This is a genomic window from Pseudarthrobacter sp. NamE5, assembly GCF_005796225.1.
Lineage (GTDB): Bacteria > Actinomycetota > Actinomycetes > Actinomycetales > Micrococcaceae > Arthrobacter.
Genome location: NZ_CM016730.1, coordinates 101,053 through 117,507, shown reverse-complemented (window position 1 = coordinate 117,507; position 16,455 = coordinate 101,053). Strand labels below are relative to the sequence as shown.

18 protein-coding genes and 3 pseudogenes are annotated in these 16,455 nt (G+C 61.4%); 9 read left to right on the top strand and 12 right to left on the bottom strand.

The features are described 5' to 3' along the window. Positions 1-3: 3 nt before the first annotated feature. The 4 genes and pseudogenes from bla to FDW84_RS19455 form a co-directional block, all read left to right on the top strand. Entirely contained in the window at positions 4-954 is a 951-nt protein-coding gene (gene bla, locus FDW84_RS00625) for a class A beta-lactamase (protein ID WP_138605553.1), read from the top strand. A gap of 474 nt (positions 955-1,428) precedes the next feature. Beyond that, entirely contained in the window at positions 1,429-2,166 is a 738-nt protein-coding gene (locus tag FDW84_RS00620; RefSeq protein ID WP_240721294.1) for a hypothetical protein, read from the top strand. A 163-nt stretch (positions 2,167-2,329) separates the two neighbouring features. Further along, positions 2,330-2,557, top strand: coding sequence for a hypothetical protein (locus FDW84_RS00615; RefSeq protein ID WP_138605551.1), 228 nt, complete (start codon positions 2,330-2,332; stop codon positions 2,555-2,557). A gap of 97 nt (positions 2,558-2,654) precedes the next feature. Beyond that, positions 2,655-2,798 (top strand): annotated as a pseudogene (locus FDW84_RS19455) (ATP-binding protein); the annotation flags it as partial. Between the two features lie 82 nt (positions 2,799-2,880). On the opposite strand, the gene FDW84_RS00605 reads toward FDW84_RS19455, so the two are convergent. From FDW84_RS00605 to FDW84_RS00590, 5 genes and pseudogenes are all read right to left on the bottom strand, one after another. Beyond that, entirely contained in the window at positions 2,881-3,360 is a 480-nt protein-coding gene (locus tag FDW84_RS00605; RefSeq protein ID WP_138605548.1) for a mycothiol transferase, read from the bottom strand. Then, positions 3,357-3,758: a VOC family protein gene (locus tag FDW84_RS19565; protein ID WP_240721313.1), complete on the bottom strand. Its 402-nt coding sequence runs from the start codon at positions 3,756-3,758 to the stop codon at positions 3,357-3,359. Before FDW84_RS19565 ends, FDW84_RS00605 begins: the two co-directional genes overlap by 4 nt. Positions 3,759-3,851: 93 nt before the next feature. After that, a pseudogene (locus tag FDW84_RS19560) lies at positions 3,852-4,268 on the bottom strand (SRPBCC domain-containing protein); the annotation flags it as partial. Then, the gene (locus tag FDW84_RS00595) at positions 4,268-4,618 is read right to left on the bottom strand and encodes an ArsR/SmtB family transcription factor (RefSeq protein WP_138605544.1); all 351 of its coding nucleotides are present in this window, start codon (positions 4,616-4,618) and stop codon (positions 4,268-4,270) included. The gene FDW84_RS00595 and the pseudogene FDW84_RS19560, both read right to left, overlap by 1 nt. Positions 4,619-4,674: 56 nt before the next feature. Continuing rightward, positions 4,675-5,094: a P-loop nucleotide/nucleoside kinase family protein gene (locus FDW84_RS00590; RefSeq protein WP_138605542.1), complete on the bottom strand. Its 420-nt coding sequence runs from the start codon at positions 5,092-5,094 to the stop codon at positions 4,675-4,677. Positions 5,095-5,315: 221 nt separating this feature from the next. Between FDW84_RS00590 and FDW84_RS00585 the strand changes: the two genes are divergently transcribed. Next, positions 5,316-5,987, top strand: a complete 672-nt coding sequence (locus FDW84_RS00585; protein ID WP_240721312.1) for a hypothetical protein — start codon at positions 5,316-5,318, stop codon at positions 5,985-5,987. A gap of 28 nt (positions 5,988-6,015) precedes the next feature. Here FDW84_RS00585 and FDW84_RS00580 read toward each other — a convergent pair whose 3' ends face one another. The 3 genes from FDW84_RS00580 to FDW84_RS00570 form a co-directional block, all read right to left on the bottom strand. Next, entirely contained in the window at positions 6,016-6,933 is a 918-nt protein-coding gene (locus FDW84_RS00580) for an aminoglycoside phosphotransferase family protein (RefSeq protein ID WP_138605538.1), read from the bottom strand. Positions 6,934-7,085: 152 nt separating this feature from the next. Next, entirely contained in the window at positions 7,086-7,907 is an 822-nt protein-coding gene (locus FDW84_RS00575) for a hypothetical protein (RefSeq protein WP_138605536.1), read from the bottom strand. Further along, complete coding sequence (locus tag FDW84_RS00570; protein ID WP_138605534.1) at positions 7,904-8,467, bottom strand: RNA polymerase sigma factor; 564 nt, start codon at positions 8,465-8,467, stop codon at positions 7,904-7,906. The genes FDW84_RS00575 and FDW84_RS00570 overlap by 4 nt, the downstream gene beginning before the upstream one ends. A 416-nt stretch (positions 8,468-8,883) precedes the next feature. Here FDW84_RS00570 and FDW84_RS19555 point away from each other — a divergent pair. Next, positions 8,884-9,782, top strand: a pseudogene (locus tag FDW84_RS19555) (transposase family protein); the annotation flags it as partial. A gap of 244 nt (positions 9,783-10,026) precedes the next feature. Here the strand turns inward: FDW84_RS19555 and aztD are convergent. The 4 genes from aztD to aztB are packed head-to-tail and all read right to left on the bottom strand — an operon-like array spanning position 10,027 to position 14,346. Beyond that, the gene (aztD, locus tag FDW84_RS00555) at positions 10,027-11,262 is read right to left on the bottom strand and encodes a zinc metallochaperone AztD (RefSeq protein WP_138605531.1); all 1,236 of its coding nucleotides are present in this window, start codon (positions 11,260-11,262) and stop codon (positions 10,027-10,029) included. A gap of 38 nt (positions 11,263-11,300) precedes the next feature. Beyond that, on the bottom strand, positions 11,301-12,212 hold the full coding sequence (aztC, locus tag FDW84_RS00550; protein ID WP_138605529.1) for a zinc ABC transporter substrate-binding protein AztC: 912 nt from the start codon (positions 12,210-12,212) through the stop codon (positions 11,301-11,303). Beyond that, positions 12,209-13,456, bottom strand: coding sequence for an ABC transporter (locus tag FDW84_RS00545; protein ID WP_138605527.1), 1,248 nt, complete (start codon positions 13,454-13,456; stop codon positions 12,209-12,211). The genes aztC and FDW84_RS00545 overlap by 4 nt, the downstream gene beginning before the upstream one ends. A gap of 2 nt (positions 13,457-13,458) precedes the next feature. Further along, complete coding sequence (gene aztB / locus FDW84_RS00540) at positions 13,459-14,346, bottom strand: zinc ABC transporter permease AztB (protein WP_138605524.1); 888 nt, start codon at positions 14,344-14,346, stop codon at positions 13,459-13,461. 55 nt (positions 14,347-14,401) lie between these two features. Between aztB and FDW84_RS00535 the strand changes: the two genes are divergently transcribed. The 3 genes from FDW84_RS00535 (at position 14,402) to FDW84_RS00525 (ending at position 16,400) form a co-directional block, all read left to right on the top strand. Beyond that, the gene (locus FDW84_RS00535) at positions 14,402-15,043 is read left to right on the top strand and encodes a metal ABC transporter ATP-binding protein (protein ID WP_138605522.1); all 642 of its coding nucleotides are present in this window, start codon (positions 14,402-14,404) and stop codon (positions 15,041-15,043) included. Positions 15,044-15,153: 110 nt separating this feature from the next. Then, entirely contained in the window at positions 15,154-16,281 is a 1,128-nt protein-coding gene (locus FDW84_RS00530; RefSeq protein WP_138605520.1) for a GTP-binding protein, read from the top strand. Continuing rightward, the gene (locus FDW84_RS00525) at positions 16,278-16,400 is read left to right on the top strand and encodes a ribosomal protein bL36 (RefSeq protein WP_138605518.1); all 123 of its coding nucleotides are present in this window, start codon (positions 16,278-16,280) and stop codon (positions 16,398-16,400) included. Before FDW84_RS00530 ends, FDW84_RS00525 begins: the two co-directional genes overlap by 4 nt. Positions 16,401-16,455 lie beyond the last annotated feature (55 nt).

Below are 16,455 nucleotides of genomic sequence, written 5' to 3'. Positions count from 1 at the left end.
CGCATGGAACCAATTGAGACATCCGGCCCCCAAGGCCGGAATTTCGCCCCGACCCGGCGTGGAATCCTCTTGCTCGGCACAGGAGGAGTGCTCGCAACCTCATTCGTCGCGACAGGAAACAGCCCGGGATTCGCCCAGGAGAAGCTACCAGGGAAAGGGAGCACTCGTCCGCATCTCGACCGGTCAATAGCCGCCCTCGAATCGGCCAATGGCGTCACGATCGGGATCGCCGCGGGCCGACAGGGACAAACGGCCTATACATACCGAGGCGGTGACACGTTCCCGATGTGCTCTCTCTTCAAGACCCTCGCTGTTGCCCGACTCCTACGCGAACACACGTACGATGACGAGTTCTGGAAGCGCCGAATTCGGTTCCGTGATGACCAAATCGTGGAGAACTCCATAATCTGCGCTGCCGACGAGGACCGGGACATGAGCGTGGAAGAACTCGCCGAAGCTGCCTTGCGTTTCAGCGACAATACGGCTGGTAATCTCCTGCTCGAACTCATCGGAGGCCCACTGCAGATAGGCGCATATGCGCGAACTCTCGGCGCCCCCTCCACCCGTCTGGACCGCTGGGAACCGGAGCTCAACGAGGCGCTTCCCGGGGACCTCCGCGATACCAGCACGCCGTCTGATATCCACAAACTCTACGAGGCCCTCCTGCTCGGCGAAGCGCTGGGTACACTCGGGCAGGCACGCCTTCGCAGCTGGATGCTGCGAAACACCACCGCCGGCAAGCGGCTGGGAGCGGCTGTGCCACCTGGAGCTGAACTCGCCGACAAGACAGGTGCCGGCGCTTACGGAGTCGTCAATGACGCGGGCGTCGTGTGGCCGGACGGGCGTCCTCCGCTAACACTGGCCGTGATGACCAAGACCGATGATCCGGATGCGGTAAACAACAACGCCGTCCTCGCGCGCGTTGGCCAACTCGTTTTCGCGGAGCTCCTTTGATGGACGCTCGCCCAATGAGGCGTCTTGTCCTACCGACAGGTACCCATCAGACTCGCAAGCGCAGTACCCAGATTTTCCACCTCCTTGGAAATTTCCCGGTCTGGAGCTTTCCCTGGGCGAAACCCGCATCGATGAACGGACACCTCACTAATGATTCGCACCCTACGCACTTGTCGAGGACGGTGATTACTGGTCCGTACCGGCGGACCAATAATGCGAGAGTTCTCACTTCAAGCCTCGCAAATCACCAATGAGAGCTACAAACACAGAAAAGGACACCAATTGAGTTCCTCAGACCACAACCCTCATGGGCCTGATGTGGTCGTACGGCCAGATCGACGCTTCGGGATCGACGCGGTACGTGGATGGCTTGTCGGCTTTGCAGCAGGAACCCTCGGACTCGGTCCTTGGCTGATATCCGGAGCACGACTTCCACTGCAAAATCTATGGGGCGCCGACACCCTTCCCGATCAAATGCCCATCGCACTGCTGCCACTAAACCAGTACAAGCTGACGACGATTGTGGTCCTACTTGTCGTCGGCGGTGCGGCGGCTGGACTCGCTGTGCGCATGTGGGGCCCCACCCGACGTGAACTGGTAACTCGATGGGCTGCAGCCGGTGTACTCACGGTTCAGGTCGTTGCAATGATTCAGTCATTCATCGTCCTGGACGACGGCTTGATGATAGGAACGGCCGCGACCATCTATATAGTCGGATTACTCATCGGTGGAATCGCCTCCCTCGCCGTTACCCTCATTGTGCTACTTCTTATCGCTGCCAGATCGAGGACGACCACAGCTCTAGGAATCGGTTTGATTTCGGTGCCCGTCGCTTCTTGGACAGGTGAGTGGGTTGTTGGTGTCCTTGGGCAAATGAATGTTCCAGCTGGATTGCCGACCGTGACTCGATGGATTCCTGCCGTTCTCGTAGGCGGGGCGCTGGCGTGGTGCGGCTTACACTCGGTGCGGCAGGGAGTCGTCTGGCTCACGAATCTTGCTTTTCTCTGGCTGGTCCCGGCTCTTTTCACATCTATTTCCTATGTCTTTGGCACCCGCCTAAGCTTGGGCAACCCACAAGAGATGCTCATACTGAGCCGGCAGATCCTTACAGCGACTCTCGGGCCCGATGGAGGAGCAGTCCCAATAGTGCTGCTCGCCCTACTCCTAGCAGTGCTGGGAATAGGTGTCCGTTCGTGCAGTGCTCCGCGATAGATACAAAGCCGCCACTTGAAAGGATGATCCTCTGCAGCGCCCCACCGTGCAGTTGTGCGCTGAAGAATTCCGCACCGAACATCCTGTAAATGCTGCGCGCAGCATAAGCCAGGAACTGGTCCCTTATTCGGGTTGCTTAACTGGATCCCAGTCCAGGTCCTGCGTGGAGGATGCTGACCTTGCCCCCATCGGCGTTCCATCGGCCGCCGGGTTCGCGCTCAGCCTTCACCTCAATTTAGGTGATGACTACCTGCGCGCAGGTCGCATCGAGGACGCGAGAGCCCACCTCGAGCAGGCAAGGCGCAGCGCCGGACTCCTTTCCGAGAGCGGCTACGGCGCCATGATTCGCGGTGGCATCCAGCGCCTCAGTGACCGCATCGATACGGCCTGACAGACCCTCAATTCAGGTCGACCAATCGGTCGGCGGACAACCACATCCTTCCAGTAGGGGCAGCTATACGAGGCTGTCCCTACTGTCATCTCCGAGAGTGGCCGTCGCCACCAACGAATCCTTCTCCGGCTGGACCAAAACCTTCACCGACCCACGTTTGTGCGCCGCGATTGTGGACCGTCTGACCTTCGAAGGAACCATCATCAAAACGGGCGCAGACTCCTACCGGCTCGCCCATACGTGGCCCAGCAGGCGGCTAGTTAAACGTCAAGAACGAAACGATATGTTGGTGTCTCCGCTTGAACTGCGGCCTGAATTCCGGACTATTCCAATACGAGATTCTGATGTCCGTCGATTAGCTCTCGGACGATGTCGAGGTGGCCCGCATGGACGGAAGTTTCAGCGAGCACGCGAAACAGGACCTCACGCCCGTTGGACATCGGTGGTGCGTCGAACACGCTGGCTGGAGGCCACCAGCTGGGAGGGGCATCCAAATTGATTTCCGCGAGGACCTCATCACTTCGAGTGATTTCACGCTTGTAAATGGTGACGGCCTCGGCACCGGTCATCGGTCGGGAGGCCCACCCGTTGTGAAGTCCGGCGATTGCCCTGTCGTCACCACCGAGAACGGCCGATATCCAGAACATCTCGTCGTCGAAGGCCAAGTGGTTGAGTAGCTGCGTCACCGTCCAGCCTGAAGGGACTAAAGTTCGCCGCATCGCATCGTCCTCGAGGCCGTCGACTGTCCGGAGAACATGGCTTCGCTCCCTCTCGAGCTGAGCAAGCAGCAGTGCGTCGCTCATATCGCGGGCTCGTATCCGACGAGCCAGTGAAGTCCGTGACGATCAATCACTTGGCCGTCGGAAGCGCCCCAGGGCTTTGGCGAGAGTGGATCGAGCACGGACCCGTCAACGGAGAGTTTGTCGAACCATTCATGGAGGACTTTCGGTTCGGCGGTTCCCAGCAGCGAGAGCATGATGCCTTCGAGCCGGACCGTTGTTTGGCCTTCGGCTGCGTCCGATCCCGCCAGAGCAACGATGCCGTTGAGCACTCCATGAGCTACGGCTTCTGGTGGGCCGTCGCTCCTGCCGAAGTCCTCGTAGGTGTGTAGGGACAGCTCACCGCCGAAAACTTCCGCGTAAAAGTTCAATGCTTCCCGCGCCGTTCCCGGGAAAAAGACATAGATTTGGGGCCCGGCCATGCGCCCATGAGTTTTGGGCGTCATGGCGGTGCTGTCCTTAATCCGGTCGATGGTGGCACCCCATCCCGCCTGAGTGCCGCCGAGAATGAGCCTTTGCACTTCTTCAATGTCCAGATGCTCAGAGAACTGAACTGTGAGGACGAGCTCCGTTTCCTTGCCCAGCTCGTTGAGCTGCACCGTGACGACAGGGGCAGTCAATTCGTTCTCGCCGTCGAGTTCGGGCCAGCCTCCAACTGCTCCCCAGCGGAAGACGAGTCGTTCGTCGGGAACGATCTCCAAATAGATCCCTCCGGTAGGGTAGCTGAGGTCGTCATCGACGATCATCTGCTGTTTCCATGTTCCCCCGACCCGTAGGTCGACCTCAATGGGTGTGGTCGGTGTGGGCAGTTCGGGGTTGTAGAACCAAGCCAAGTGATCAGGGTCAGTCCACGCTTTGAACACCGACTGCCGAGATGCAGCAAGAATTCGGGTAAGGGTGAAGCTTCGATCCTTTGGCGGGTTATCGGTCATCATCTATCCTCCGGTTCAGTGCGAGCGTCGGGCCGTTCGGGTGTTATGGCGAGCTGAGCGTCAAGGCGATCCAGACGGATGCCCAGGAAATCGCGGTACGAGCCCATCCATTCCTCAACCTTTTGGAGCGGTGCGGGTTGAAGCCGGCAGTTCCTCCACTGGGCTGATCTGGACTTAGTGATCAGCCCGGCCTGCTCGAGCACTTTCAGGTGGCGTGATACGGAGGGCACGCTAATCGAGTGCGGAGCGGCCAATTCGGTCACCGTCGCCTCGCCCTGCTGCAGTTGCGCCAGCAGAGCACGGCGGGTGGGATCGGCCAGCGCAAGGAAGATCGTACTCAATTCATCCATTTGCGCTCTAGCCTAATTAGGCCATAACGTAAATACAAGCTTCGAAGTGCGGGCCTTCATCCTCCGTTGGGGACCTCGAACTGATCGAAGTATTGAGCGGCCGTTTCTTCGCCTAGGTAATAGTCATCCGCGTGGTCTGCCCTCCGGGCAAGAATACGTGCGAGGGCGATAGATCGGGGCGTCGCCAAGTAGATGGTCTCTGGCTCAACACCTAGAGGCTTTAAGAGGTTGCGATAGTCCTCACGCATCCTTCGGGACCAGAAGGAAAAGTCGAGGACGACATCTGCGCCAGCCTTGATGAGGGCGGCTATACGGTCCTGAAGTGATGCCTCGATCAAGCGTTGAGTCTCCGCATCCAGGGGCATAATGCGTAGCCCCATATCCCATGCGATCTCGTCGAAAGAGAGACGGACCATGCCTTCGCGCTCCAACCGACGAGCGACAGTGGACTTGCCAGCACCGGCTGGCCCACACATGAATACGGCCGGCTCATGTCTACGATCGTATGAGCAGGTTTGGCGAGTACCTACCCAGCGCCGGGTGAAGGATCGTTGTCCGTGCGTCGACCTGCGCCTCGGGTGTGCCCCTCGCCTGGGCGGCGTTTGTTGTCGGGGCGTGGCTGCTAGGGTCTGTCCAAGCCGAGCAGGGAGTTTCGATGTCGTCAGATGAATACCCGTTTCCAGTCGCAGTATCGCAATTGGGTGAGAACGACTCCCGTGAAGCGCAGAATGCCCGCGCGGTCGACTGGCTCTTGCAACAACCGGGTGGCCCAGTTGCCGTTGTAACACCGCAGCGGCAGTTCGAGGGTGAAACCCTCCAGCGGCTGGTTGGAAGCCCGGGTACGGTGCACCTCACTTGGCGCGGATTTTCCGCCGAGTCCCTTAGCCGCCGACGTGTGGTCTACGCATGGCCCGACCGGCAGCATCTCAATGCTCTGTGGGGCGTCCACGCTGACGCAATCGTCGTCATCGAGTGGGGAACTGCTGAAACAGCCACGTGGGTAGAAGATGCACAACCGCTGCGACTTGTCCCGGGACAGACCCTGCAGCCCAATGCTGGAGCGCAGGCAGTACCCAAGCCCGTCGGCGAGCTCCTACGGGAAGACGTGATCCGGATCCTCGAAAGCGTTGCGCAGTGGGCGGCCGGATACGACACCGGACTCAAGTGGAATGAAGAAGACAAGCTAAAGGCCGACATGATGAACCGCCCCGAGCGGTGGATGTCCGTCACGGTCGAGCAGGTCACCAGCAAGTGTCGCGAACTAAAGATGCGGCCGAATGACATCGAGACGATAGTCGGATTCCTGGAACGCAGGAAGCAGGGCCGGCGTTTCAATGTGCGGAGCTCCTATCGGGACTACCAGTTCTGATCAAGGTTCCATATTTGAAGCTGATTTCTCACCGAATGGTGGGAAGAGTGCGCGAAAGCTCAGCATCGTCCGCGATGCGGGCGAGGGTGCTTCGGCCGAGCTGAGCCATCCCAGGATTGGACGTCTCGTAGTACCAGACCAAACCCATAGCTTGCTCGAACGCCCATGCAGCCCCGCGTTGCCACTCGGGGAGTCCAGTCCCGAGTGCGTCGCGGAAAATTGATCGCGCTTCAACGTCGAACAGATGCCACGCAGCGATTAGGTCAAGAGCGGGATCGCTGGGTGAGAAGCCGCCGGTGTCGAGTACGCCCGAAAGGCGGCCGTCGCGCACGAGAAGGTTCGCTGGAATCAAATCACTGTGTGTCATGACGTCGGCTTGGGTCCGCGGCAGGGCCCGGAATTGTGCCCACAAAGCTCTCAGGCTGCGCACATCGAGTATTTCTCGACTCTCCCGGAAACACGTGTCCAACCAATTGTCGGAGTCAGTAAGGCGTCCGCCACGCCCAGTGCCAGTGAAACAACGGCCCCGGGTAGGTGCCGAGCGGAGCGCTCGAATAAGTTCGCCAACATCCTTCGCGAATTCTTCCGAATGAGCACAGCCGTCTGGTGTCGCAACTTCGCCGGCTAGCCATGACTGAACCGTCCACGGCAACGGGTAGTGGTGACCTGGGCGACCCATCGCGATGGGTACTGGGGCCGGGAACGGACAGACGGCCAACAACTCTCGCATCGCCGACGCTTCTCGCTGCAACTCTGCAGCCACGAGACTTGGGTCGGACGCTCGAAGCGGAAACCGCGCCGCCTGAGAAGTTCCGATCCGGTAAATTGCGTTGACCGTACCATCCGATTTGATCTGCTCAACGACCTCGTGGCTCCACTCCGGAAACTGGTCCAAGATCAGCTGCTGCACAATTTCCACGCTGATATCGAGCTCGTCGTCGTGCATCCTTCACCGGGCGCTATTTGGATAAATCCCGAGCGGTCAAGGAAGTTAGGGCTGCACTGGCTCGAGGTGACAGGCCCTTGGCCGGCCGCCGGACCAGCAAAAGTCCAACCTTCCATCGTGTTACTGCTTGAGGCGCGGGATCACTCAAGCGTTTAGAAACTGAGTGTGGATGTCCCCACGGTGCCGTCATGGTAAGTCACTTCCACCTCTACACCGTCGCTTGCGGCATTCTGCAGATCATCCCCTGGGAGCCATAGGGCGAAGTGTCCCATGGACAGGGTGGCCGTCACTTCTCCCCGAGAGGGACTCTGGTAGCTCACAGCTGTGACGTCGGACCCGGCGAAGCCTGCGGCTAGGGAGATGCTGTTGGCATCTACCGTGCCCGTCCCCAGATCCGTGGCCCTCAGCTCCCTGGGGCCAGGATTTGAGTAGGCAGTTGACTTCCCTGCTGAGCCGATCATGCCTCGTTCGAACAGGTTGGCGGAGTCATCGGTGATGCACATGCCCGAGAATCCGTCCGAAGTAGCGAGGATAACCGTCGTCCAAGCGCCTCGCCGCTCCGCGATCGCCGGTTCGGCCTTTTCGACGTCGTGTGCGTACATCCCGTTCGCCCCGCGTTTTTGGCTTTCTCGGCATCCTTCGACTGCCTTGGCACGATCTTGTTCAGTCATTCCCGAGGGCACGGCCGTCCAAGTCGCAAAAGCCGGATCACCGCCACTGAACGAGGGCAGGACCACCAGGCCTGCGGCGACGACTGCAACTGCCCCGATAAAGACAACCCGACGGCCGGCAGGGGACTTGCGGCGAGCCGAATACTCCTGAGCGGCCGTTGGGCTTTTCTCGAATACAGGAGCCGGGTCAGTGGAGAGAATGCGCTGGAGGTCGGTGCGGGCCCGCTGGGTTCCGGCTGAAACCGAGTGGTCAGCGGCGTCGAGGGATCGAAGCAGAGTATCGGTGGAGTGGTTTCTGGTCATGACATGGTCCTTCCATATACGACGGCAGGCTCCGCAGCCTGTTCGGGCAGGTGTTCAAGAAAGAGCCGGAGTGTCCGGCGCGCGCGACTGAGCCTGAGCCGATATGCCACGGGTGAAATGCCGAGCACCGATGCTGCTTCAGAGGCAGTGAGGTCCTCGAAAACCGCAAGACCGAGGGCTTCCTGGTGGACTTCGGACAGTAGTCTCCAGGCTCTGCTCAGATCCGCCCGGCTCGCTGCCAGGTCCGCGGCTGCATCTGCCTGTGAACCGGAAACCACCTCGCCCAGCCGCACGCCCAGAGCCTGGCGCCGCTGCTCGCCGCGCTGATTGTTCAGCAGGATGTTTCGCGTGATTCCGAAGATCCAAGCTCGCGCATCGCCAGCAGCCTGTGGCACGTCTTCCAATCGCCGCCAGACAACCAGGAAGGCATCAGCAGCAATGTCTTCGGCCTGATCGGCGTACCCGCGCCTTTGAACAAACCTGATGAGGTCCGGGTAAACCGCCCCGTACAAGGATTGGAAGGCCTGCTCCCGGTCGAGAACGCTTGAAAATCGACTCATGCACTGTACCTGTCCGCCATCCCGCGAAGTGTGTCACGGTTTTGCAAGGTGGCTGCTCCACCAGAAGCCTAGAGCGCTTCTCTTTTGATGTCCGTTGAGGGGTCCTCCACTAGCCACCCCGCAGTCCCATACAGCGCTCATCAAATGTCGCCACCGTTTCGGGGGTCCTGGATTCCCGTAAGACCCGCCCGAAAAACTGCCCGGTGATGGGGCCCTAAACGCTACAGCCAATAACGACCGTTTGCGACCTACCTCGGCATGCCTCCGCAAATGTCATTTTCCACACTTGCCTGCACGTCGAGGCCGTCTGTCTTCGCGGTTGTGCAGGCAGGTGTTGAGCACTGGTTTTTCCGTACTCGCCTGCACTAGGGTCGTTGTTGCTTACTACTCCTCTGCACGCCGAGGGAGGTGTCGGAGTGGATGCGGAATCGGCGCCCATTCGTGAGCGGGGCACGTTGACGATGCCGGATGTTCTCTGGGATCGGACGAAGTCGGTTTCGGTGGTGATCGGGCCCTTGGCTGCGCGCATGGTTATTGGGAGGGCAGCGGTTGATGCTGCCGCCGCGGCGTTGGGCGTATCGCGACGCCAGGTGTACGTTCTGATCAGACGCTATCGCGATGGTTCTGGGTTGCTGACGGAGCTGGCTCCTGGACGTTCCTCCGGAGGGAAGGGAACCGCACGGCTGTCAGAGGAGGTCGAGGAACTTGTCCGGGTGATGGTGCGGAAGCAGTTCCTGACTCGGCAGAAGCGGACTTTGGCGGCGGTGTATCGGGATATTGCTGCTGCGTGCCGCGCACGACAGCTTCCTGTCCCGGCCCGTAACACGGTGGAGCGGCGCATCCGGGCGTTGAATCCAGTTGAGGTAGGCCGGCGCAGGGGAGGGCCGATGCGGTGCGGCCGTTGCAGTCGGCCGGCGACGAGGTGCCGTCGGTCGGCACCATTTTGGAGCGGGTGCAGATCGACCACACCGTCATCGACATGATCGTCGTGGACGAGCGGGAGCGGCGACCGATTGGTCGGCCGTATTTGACTGTCGCGATCGATGTTTACAGTCGGTGCATCATCGGCATGGTTGTGACCCTGGAGGCGCCTTCGGCAGTGTCGGTCGGGCTATGCCTGGCGTATGCCGGGACTGACAAAAGACCATGGCTTGAAGGGCTGGGTATTGAGGCGCGGTGGCCCATGAGCGGGAAGCCGAGACTGCTTTACCTGGATAATGCCAGCGAATTCAAGAGCGAAGGGCTTCGGCGAGGATGCGACCAGCACGGTATCGAGCTGGCCTACCGTCCGATGGGCCGTCCTCATTACTGCGGCTCAGCACGCTCATGGTTCCGCTGATTGTTCCCACGAGGCCGTCGAGCATGGTGACCATGTCGATTACATCCATGATGGGCACCGGCACGCTGAACACGGCGATCACTACGACGAACACTAGGCGCTGGTCCATGTAGGCCTGTGAGGCTGGGGCTTCCGATGCAACGGGGCCGCCGGGTGAGATGACAGAAGGCGCCGCACCCTTTGGGGTGCGGCGCCTTCTGTTTGCGAGCAGCAGTTGTGGTTAGTGCGCTCCGAGGGTGATGGCGATTTCGTTGGGGACGACATCCAGTTCGGCGGACCCGGTGACCTTGCCGGTGGTGAGGTCAACAGAGTGCACGCTATTGGCCGCGGGTTCGGTGACGTAGGCGGTATTGCCGTTGACGACGATGGCGGGGTGGGCGTCCTGCCACTCGGCGGGACCTTCCCAGGCGCCGATCACGGGGAATTCATTGACGATCTTTCCGTCCTTGGGGTCCAGTACGTGGATGGATCCGTCCGTGGAGAGAATGTAGGCCAGGTCGCCGGGGCCCCGGGCGATGTCCCGGAAGGTGTACTGGACGGTGTCGGGGAGCTTGACCACGTTGTAGGTGTGCTTCTCGGTGTCGATGAGGGCCACGGAGTTCAGGAGGTAGCCTTCGGCGTCGGGATCGTTCTTGTAGTCACCGACCACGATGGGGCTGGTTTCGGAGACGAAGGCGTTACCCATCCGGCCGTACTTGTCCGGGGCGGTGAACTTTTCGAACTTGCCGTGGTGGAACAGCAGTGCGCCGTCCTCACAGCCGAAGATCACGGCTTCATCTGCGGCGGTGCCTTCGCCGTGGATGCCGGGGCATTCCTTGCTCTCGGCGACTTTGTCCCAGTGACCATCGTGGGCTTCAAGGGCAACCGCTCCGGCACGGGAGGTCTTGTCACCGATTGTGGTGAGCAGTTTTCCGTCCTCCAGCACGATGGAGACTCCATGGTGCGCCGCGTCGGCCGTGTGGATTTCCACCTCGGGCAGGGACCCGTTGATGTTCGCGAGGTCCTCGGTTTTGAGGATGGTGGTGGTGCCCGTTCCATCATCGAACAGGACCGTGTTGCCGGCGTGCCGGACTACGTGCCCTGCAGCGGTCGCGTCGACGACAAGGTCGGTGAGTTTAGGTTCGACCGTGTCCAGCAGTTGGAAGCCGGCTTTAGTGGTGACGAAGACGTGCCGGCCATCGCCTGCGGCGTTGAGCCGGGTGAACTCTTCGGAATCGAACTTTTCTACGACGTCGAGGGTCTTCCCGTCCAGAACGCTGATGCCTCCCGGGTAGGAAATGGCGACGCGGCCGTGCGGGTCAGCCGAGGTTGTGGAGGAGGAGCTGGGAGTCTCGGCCGTGCTGGCTGGTGTGCTGGAGCCGTTGCCGCAGGCTGAGACCAGGAGTGTGATCCCGGCGATCGCGGCGATGCCTCCCAGTCGGGTTTTTCGTTGTTTGAGCATGTGGTGGTTCCTCATTTTCTGGTTGGGTTACAGGTGCAATGTGGTGCGGGATATCAGGGTGCGAGCCCTTGGACGATGCGGTCGGTGTTGGCGCGCATCATGTCCAGGTAAGTTGGTGCTCCGCCGCCGGGGCGGGTCAGTGATTCAGTGAACAGTTCACGGACCTGCACGTTCACGCCTGCCTCGCTGGCGAGGACCTGGACCAGACGGTCGGGCTGGGACGAATCTGTAAAAATGGTGGGCACTGCCGCGGTGTTGATCGCTTGACTCAGTTGACGCAGGTCAGCGGCGCTGGGGGCAGCGAGTGTTGTTCCCCCGGGAATGACAGCACCAATGACCCGGAAATCGAACCGTTCTGCAAGGTAGCCGAAGACGTGGTGGTTGGTGACCAGGGCCCGGCGCTCCTTGGGCAGCGCAGCAAAGGCAGCTGTCATCTCGGAGTCGAGTTCTGTTAGCTGGTCCCGGTAGGCGGCTGCGCTGGCGGCCAGCGTCCCCTGTTCAATTCCCTCGATGTCGCGTGCAGCGGCTTCGAGGGCATTGACGACGTCAAGCATCGCGGCCGGGTCGGTCCAAAAGTGCGGGTCCGCTGCGCCTTCTGCGTCCCCTGAGCTGTAAGGGACGGCGTCGATGACCTCGCCGGCGACCAGCATGGGGGCACCGGCTGCGGAAGCCCGGTCCAGATGCTGCTGGAGCCCTTCTTCCAGGCCGAGTCCGTTGGACACCACCAGGTCCGCGCTGCCCATGAGGGCGGCTTCCTGGGCAGAAATTTCGAAGGAGTGCGGGTCGGCGTCGGGCTGCATGAGCGTGGTCACTGTTGCCTGGTCGCCAAGGACCTGACGTGTGACGTCACCCAGGATGTTGGTAGTGACTACGATCTGTGGTTCCTGGGATGTTCCCGGTTGCGCGCACCCTGGCACGATCAGCGCTATCGCTGCGGCTACGGCGAGCAGCACTGCGCGCCTCATCGTCCGGTCTCCGCCAGGTGTACCGGCTGGGTTGGCAGCTTGAGGGTCCGGGCAACCCGGGCACCATCGGCGTAATCGATTTCATAGACCAAGCCTTCCGCAGGTGCGCTGACGTAGGCGCGCTGGCCGTCAACAGTGAGCTCGACTTTCCCGGCCAGTGCCGGGTCAGTCAGCGTCGCCGGCATCAGCGGTTCTGTCGCGGCGATCCGCTCTTTTGTGTTCTCGTCATACACCTGGACTGTGCCGTCCGTTCCAACGACGACCACGTGCCCGTCAGCATCGTCCACCGCGGCCGCAGCGAGCACAGGAGTAGCGGTTGGCACCCAGTCCCACGTCCGCTGGCGGGTGTTGAGCAGCCACACCCCGACACCCGTCCCGGTGCCGGCCACGGTGGGCCGGCCCTTGCGCCCGTCAAAGGCTGTTGCGGGTGCTGCGGCACCGGCAGGGTAAGGAACGTGCTCAAGCACAGGCTTCCCGCCGTCCGTCGTAGCTATCACCGCCCCATCCGCGCAACCGATGACAAGGCCGACCCGGGTGGTGATGGTCCCCGCAGCCGCGGGGCACCCAGTGGTGGCAAGTTCCTTGCCGTCGACATCAATAGCGCGCAGCCGCGCGGCCGTGCCGCTGTCGTCCGGTTCGGTAACGATTGCACCCTCACCGAACGGGGCTATGATGCCCACATGCGGGACGGTGTCCAGGCGGAGAGTCTCGGCGATGGTCCCGTCCGACAGTGCCGTGTTATCGACCAGGACGGCGGTCCCGGAGGACGGGAAGAACATGCCCGTGGTGCCCGCCGTAGAAAGCATCCCCGTGGCGATGGTTGCAGTCCCCCCGCCGGAAATCGTGCCGATCGTCTTGGCTTCGGCCCGGTAGTAGTGGAAGTGGTCCTTGTGATCCCAGGTCCATACGCCACTGTCGATGATGTCCACCCCGGTGCTGTTGGCTGCAAATACGTAACGTCCATCGGTGGTGACGGTGACCGGTGCCGCTATCTGGCCGAGCCGGGACTCTGCGCCGTTCAGGAGGTCCAGCATGGAGGCCTCACCGTTGGAGTCGATGGCGACCAGGTGCAGCTGGGGTTCGGCTACCTCGGCCACGCCGGGGATCGCGCCGTGTCCGTCATCGGCGGAGGCGGATCCAGTCGTCTCAGGTGGTAGTGCCTGCGGGGCGTGCGCGTTGCTGCACCCTGCCAGGGCAACTAAAACAAGGGCGGCCAGTGCCACCGGGGGTGTTCGGAGTTTCATTGCTACTTTCCAGAGGGAGACGCGGAAACGGGAAGGGGGGCCAGGTCCAGGGCTGGTGTTGCCGCCCGCCGCCGCATCCACACGATGAGATGTGACGTCAGCGTTGAGATGACAGCGAGGGCGATGGCGGCAGCGGCGATGGAAGCTCCAGCAGCGGTACCGGCGTACCAGGAACAGAGAAGGCCCAGGCCTACGGCGAGTACGCCGAAAGCGGAGGCGGTGATCATGCGGGCGGGGATCCTGAACGTCCAGGGGGCGGCTGCGACGGCTGGGGCCAGGAGCAGGCCGACCACCAACAGAGATCCGACAGCCTGATAGGAAGAGACGACGGCGAGGGTGACCAGGCCAACCAGTGCCAGCTGAGCTGTGTGGGGTCGGAGCCCCAAGGTCTGGGCAATGCGGGCATCGAAGGCAGCAGCCACGAAGCTGCGGTGCAGGGCTGCCGCGATCAGCACTGTCACTGCCGCGGCGCTAAGCAGGCCGATCAGGTCACCGTCGTTCATTGCAAGGATGTCTCCAAACAGCATGGCCGTTGCGTCGGTGGCGAAGGACCGCGAGTGGGACACGATAATGACCCCGAGGGAGAGCATCGCGACGAAAAGCATGCCAATGCTCGTGTCATAGGACAGGCGGCCCCGCCGCTGCAGAGCGCTGATCAGCGCAGTCATGACGATGGCACTTGCCGCACCACCCACGACGGCTGGAGCCCCGGCAATCGTTGCAACGGCCACGCCCGGGAGCATTCCATGGCCAATTGCTTCACCGAGGAAAGCCATGCCCCTGATAACAACCCAGGTTCCTACCACCCCGCAGATGACGGCTACGAGGGAACCGCCGAGCAGCGCCCGAAGGAAGAAATCAGTGGTGAATGGGTAAGTAAGCCAGTGCACCTGATCACTGTAGATGTTATTGAGACTTATTATCAAAAAGGCTTTAGAGTGGAACGTGCTTAATTCTGACTATGCTCTTCGTGCGCAGGACGTGTCCTACAGCTTCGGCGACCTTCCTGTTCTTCAAGGTGTCGATCTGGACCTGCGGTGGGGTACCGTGACCGCCATTGCCGGGCCTAACGGTGCCGGAAAGTCCACGCTGATCGAAATCCTCGCAGGCGTCCGCGCCCCGCAGGCGGGGACCGTGATGCGCGCAGACGAGGTCGCGTTGGTGGTCCAGCGGGTGGCAACTCCTGACGCGCTGCCCCTCACCGTCCATGACGTCGTGCTGATGGGCACCTGGGGTGCGTCGTCTCGCCCTTCCTCCAGGATCGGTGCCACGGAGCGCAAGGATCGGGTTGCAGAAGCTCTGGACCGGGTCCAGCTCGCCAGTCTTGCGGACGCGCCCTTCGGTAGCCTTTCCGGGGGCCAGCGCCAGCGGGCGTTGCTTGCGCAGGGTATTGCCCGCCATGCGAGGATCTTTCTTCTTGATGAGCCCGCGGCCGGGCTGGATGCCGAAAGCCGAAAACGCACCCGAGCCATGCTCGCCGAGGAAGCACGCCGCGGCGTGGCCGTCGCCTGCGTCAGTCACGATCAGGATTCCATTGCTGCTGCGGACTACGTCGTCACTCTGGATGCCGGTAGGCGACTCTCCTGAGTCATCTGCTGTCCGGTTAGGGCCGCCCGCCAACTACATTTCCCAACTTTGCTGGGAGCTGGGATGCTCTCGCGTCTACATGAGAAACGTTCTCATGTAGGGTTGTAGTCATGCTTGTCACTGTTGTGAGTTCGTTGGATGTTTTTTCCCGGCAAAAGGCCTGCGCCGTTCTGGCTGCGGAGTCCCCGGGTGCGCTAGTTGTCTTTCATGATCTGCTCGAGAACGGTGTTGTGATCCGTCGGGTCTTCAAGGACGGCCGCTGCGTTGAGCGTGAGGAGTCAGTCCTGGAACACGGCTGCCTGAGCTGCACGGTACGGCTTGATGTCATACCTGCTGTGACGCGGCTGGGGACATCGGGGTCGCACATCATCCTGGGCCTTCCGCCCGCCGTGGCGTCATCGATGGCGATGCACGCGCTCCTAAAGGGCCTTGGGCATTCCTTGACCCTCGATTCGGTCGTTCTGGCCTGCGCCCCTGACGCACTGGAGGACCAGATCTGGGATCGTCACACCCTTTTCGAGTCTGGCTTCACTCCTGTGCCGGCGGATGACCGAACGCCAGGGGAATTCCTGATGGGTGAGCTGTCATTCACCGACACCGTGATGCTGGCAGAGCCGGCACTGGTTCCGGTGGACCCAGCAGCACGAACCCGCGGTACCCAGCTGATCAAAGAGCTCGCCCCACATGCGGTCGTCGCAGACAGCGAAGGGCCTATCTGGCTGGGCCGGCACAACCTGGCAGAATCGACAGCCCGGACCCTGCCCGGATCAGTGAGGGTCCCTGCCAAATCTTCATCTCCTTTTTCCACGGTGGTGCAACGTGTTGAGCGGCCCCTGCACCCGGGCCGCTTCCGCCATGCACTCGCTGCCCTTGCAGAAGGCTCCTGCTGGTTGCGGGGCCGGCTTTGGGTAGCGTCAGCGCCTGCGTGCAAGATTGCAATCCAGGGCATCGGCACACGGGTCTGGCTGGAAAACACCGGGCCCTGGCAGGCTGACCGAAAACCCCTGCTTACCGTCCCTCCAGGCGGACCCGACATCGTGCTGGACTGGCATCCCGAACACGGCGACCGGGGAACCGTTCTAGCCGTCACCGGCGAAGACGTCGATGCCGCTGAAATCGCCGCACTCCTCAAGGAGTGCGAACTGAGCGACGCAGAGATGTCCGCAACTGCCACTTCGTTTGATGATCCCTTTGAACTCAACCATGAAACCGAAACACACCTGAGGAGCAATTTATGAAAGTACGAAACTCATTGCGGGCACTGAAGAAGATAGCTGGCGCCCAGATCGTCCGCCGCCGCGGGCGCACCTTCGTCATCAATAAGAAGAACCCCGGCATGAAGGCCCGGCAGGGCTAAACGAACACCAGCAGGGCCAGGGGTAGCCGCTTACCTCCCGTCCCGGACTCATTAT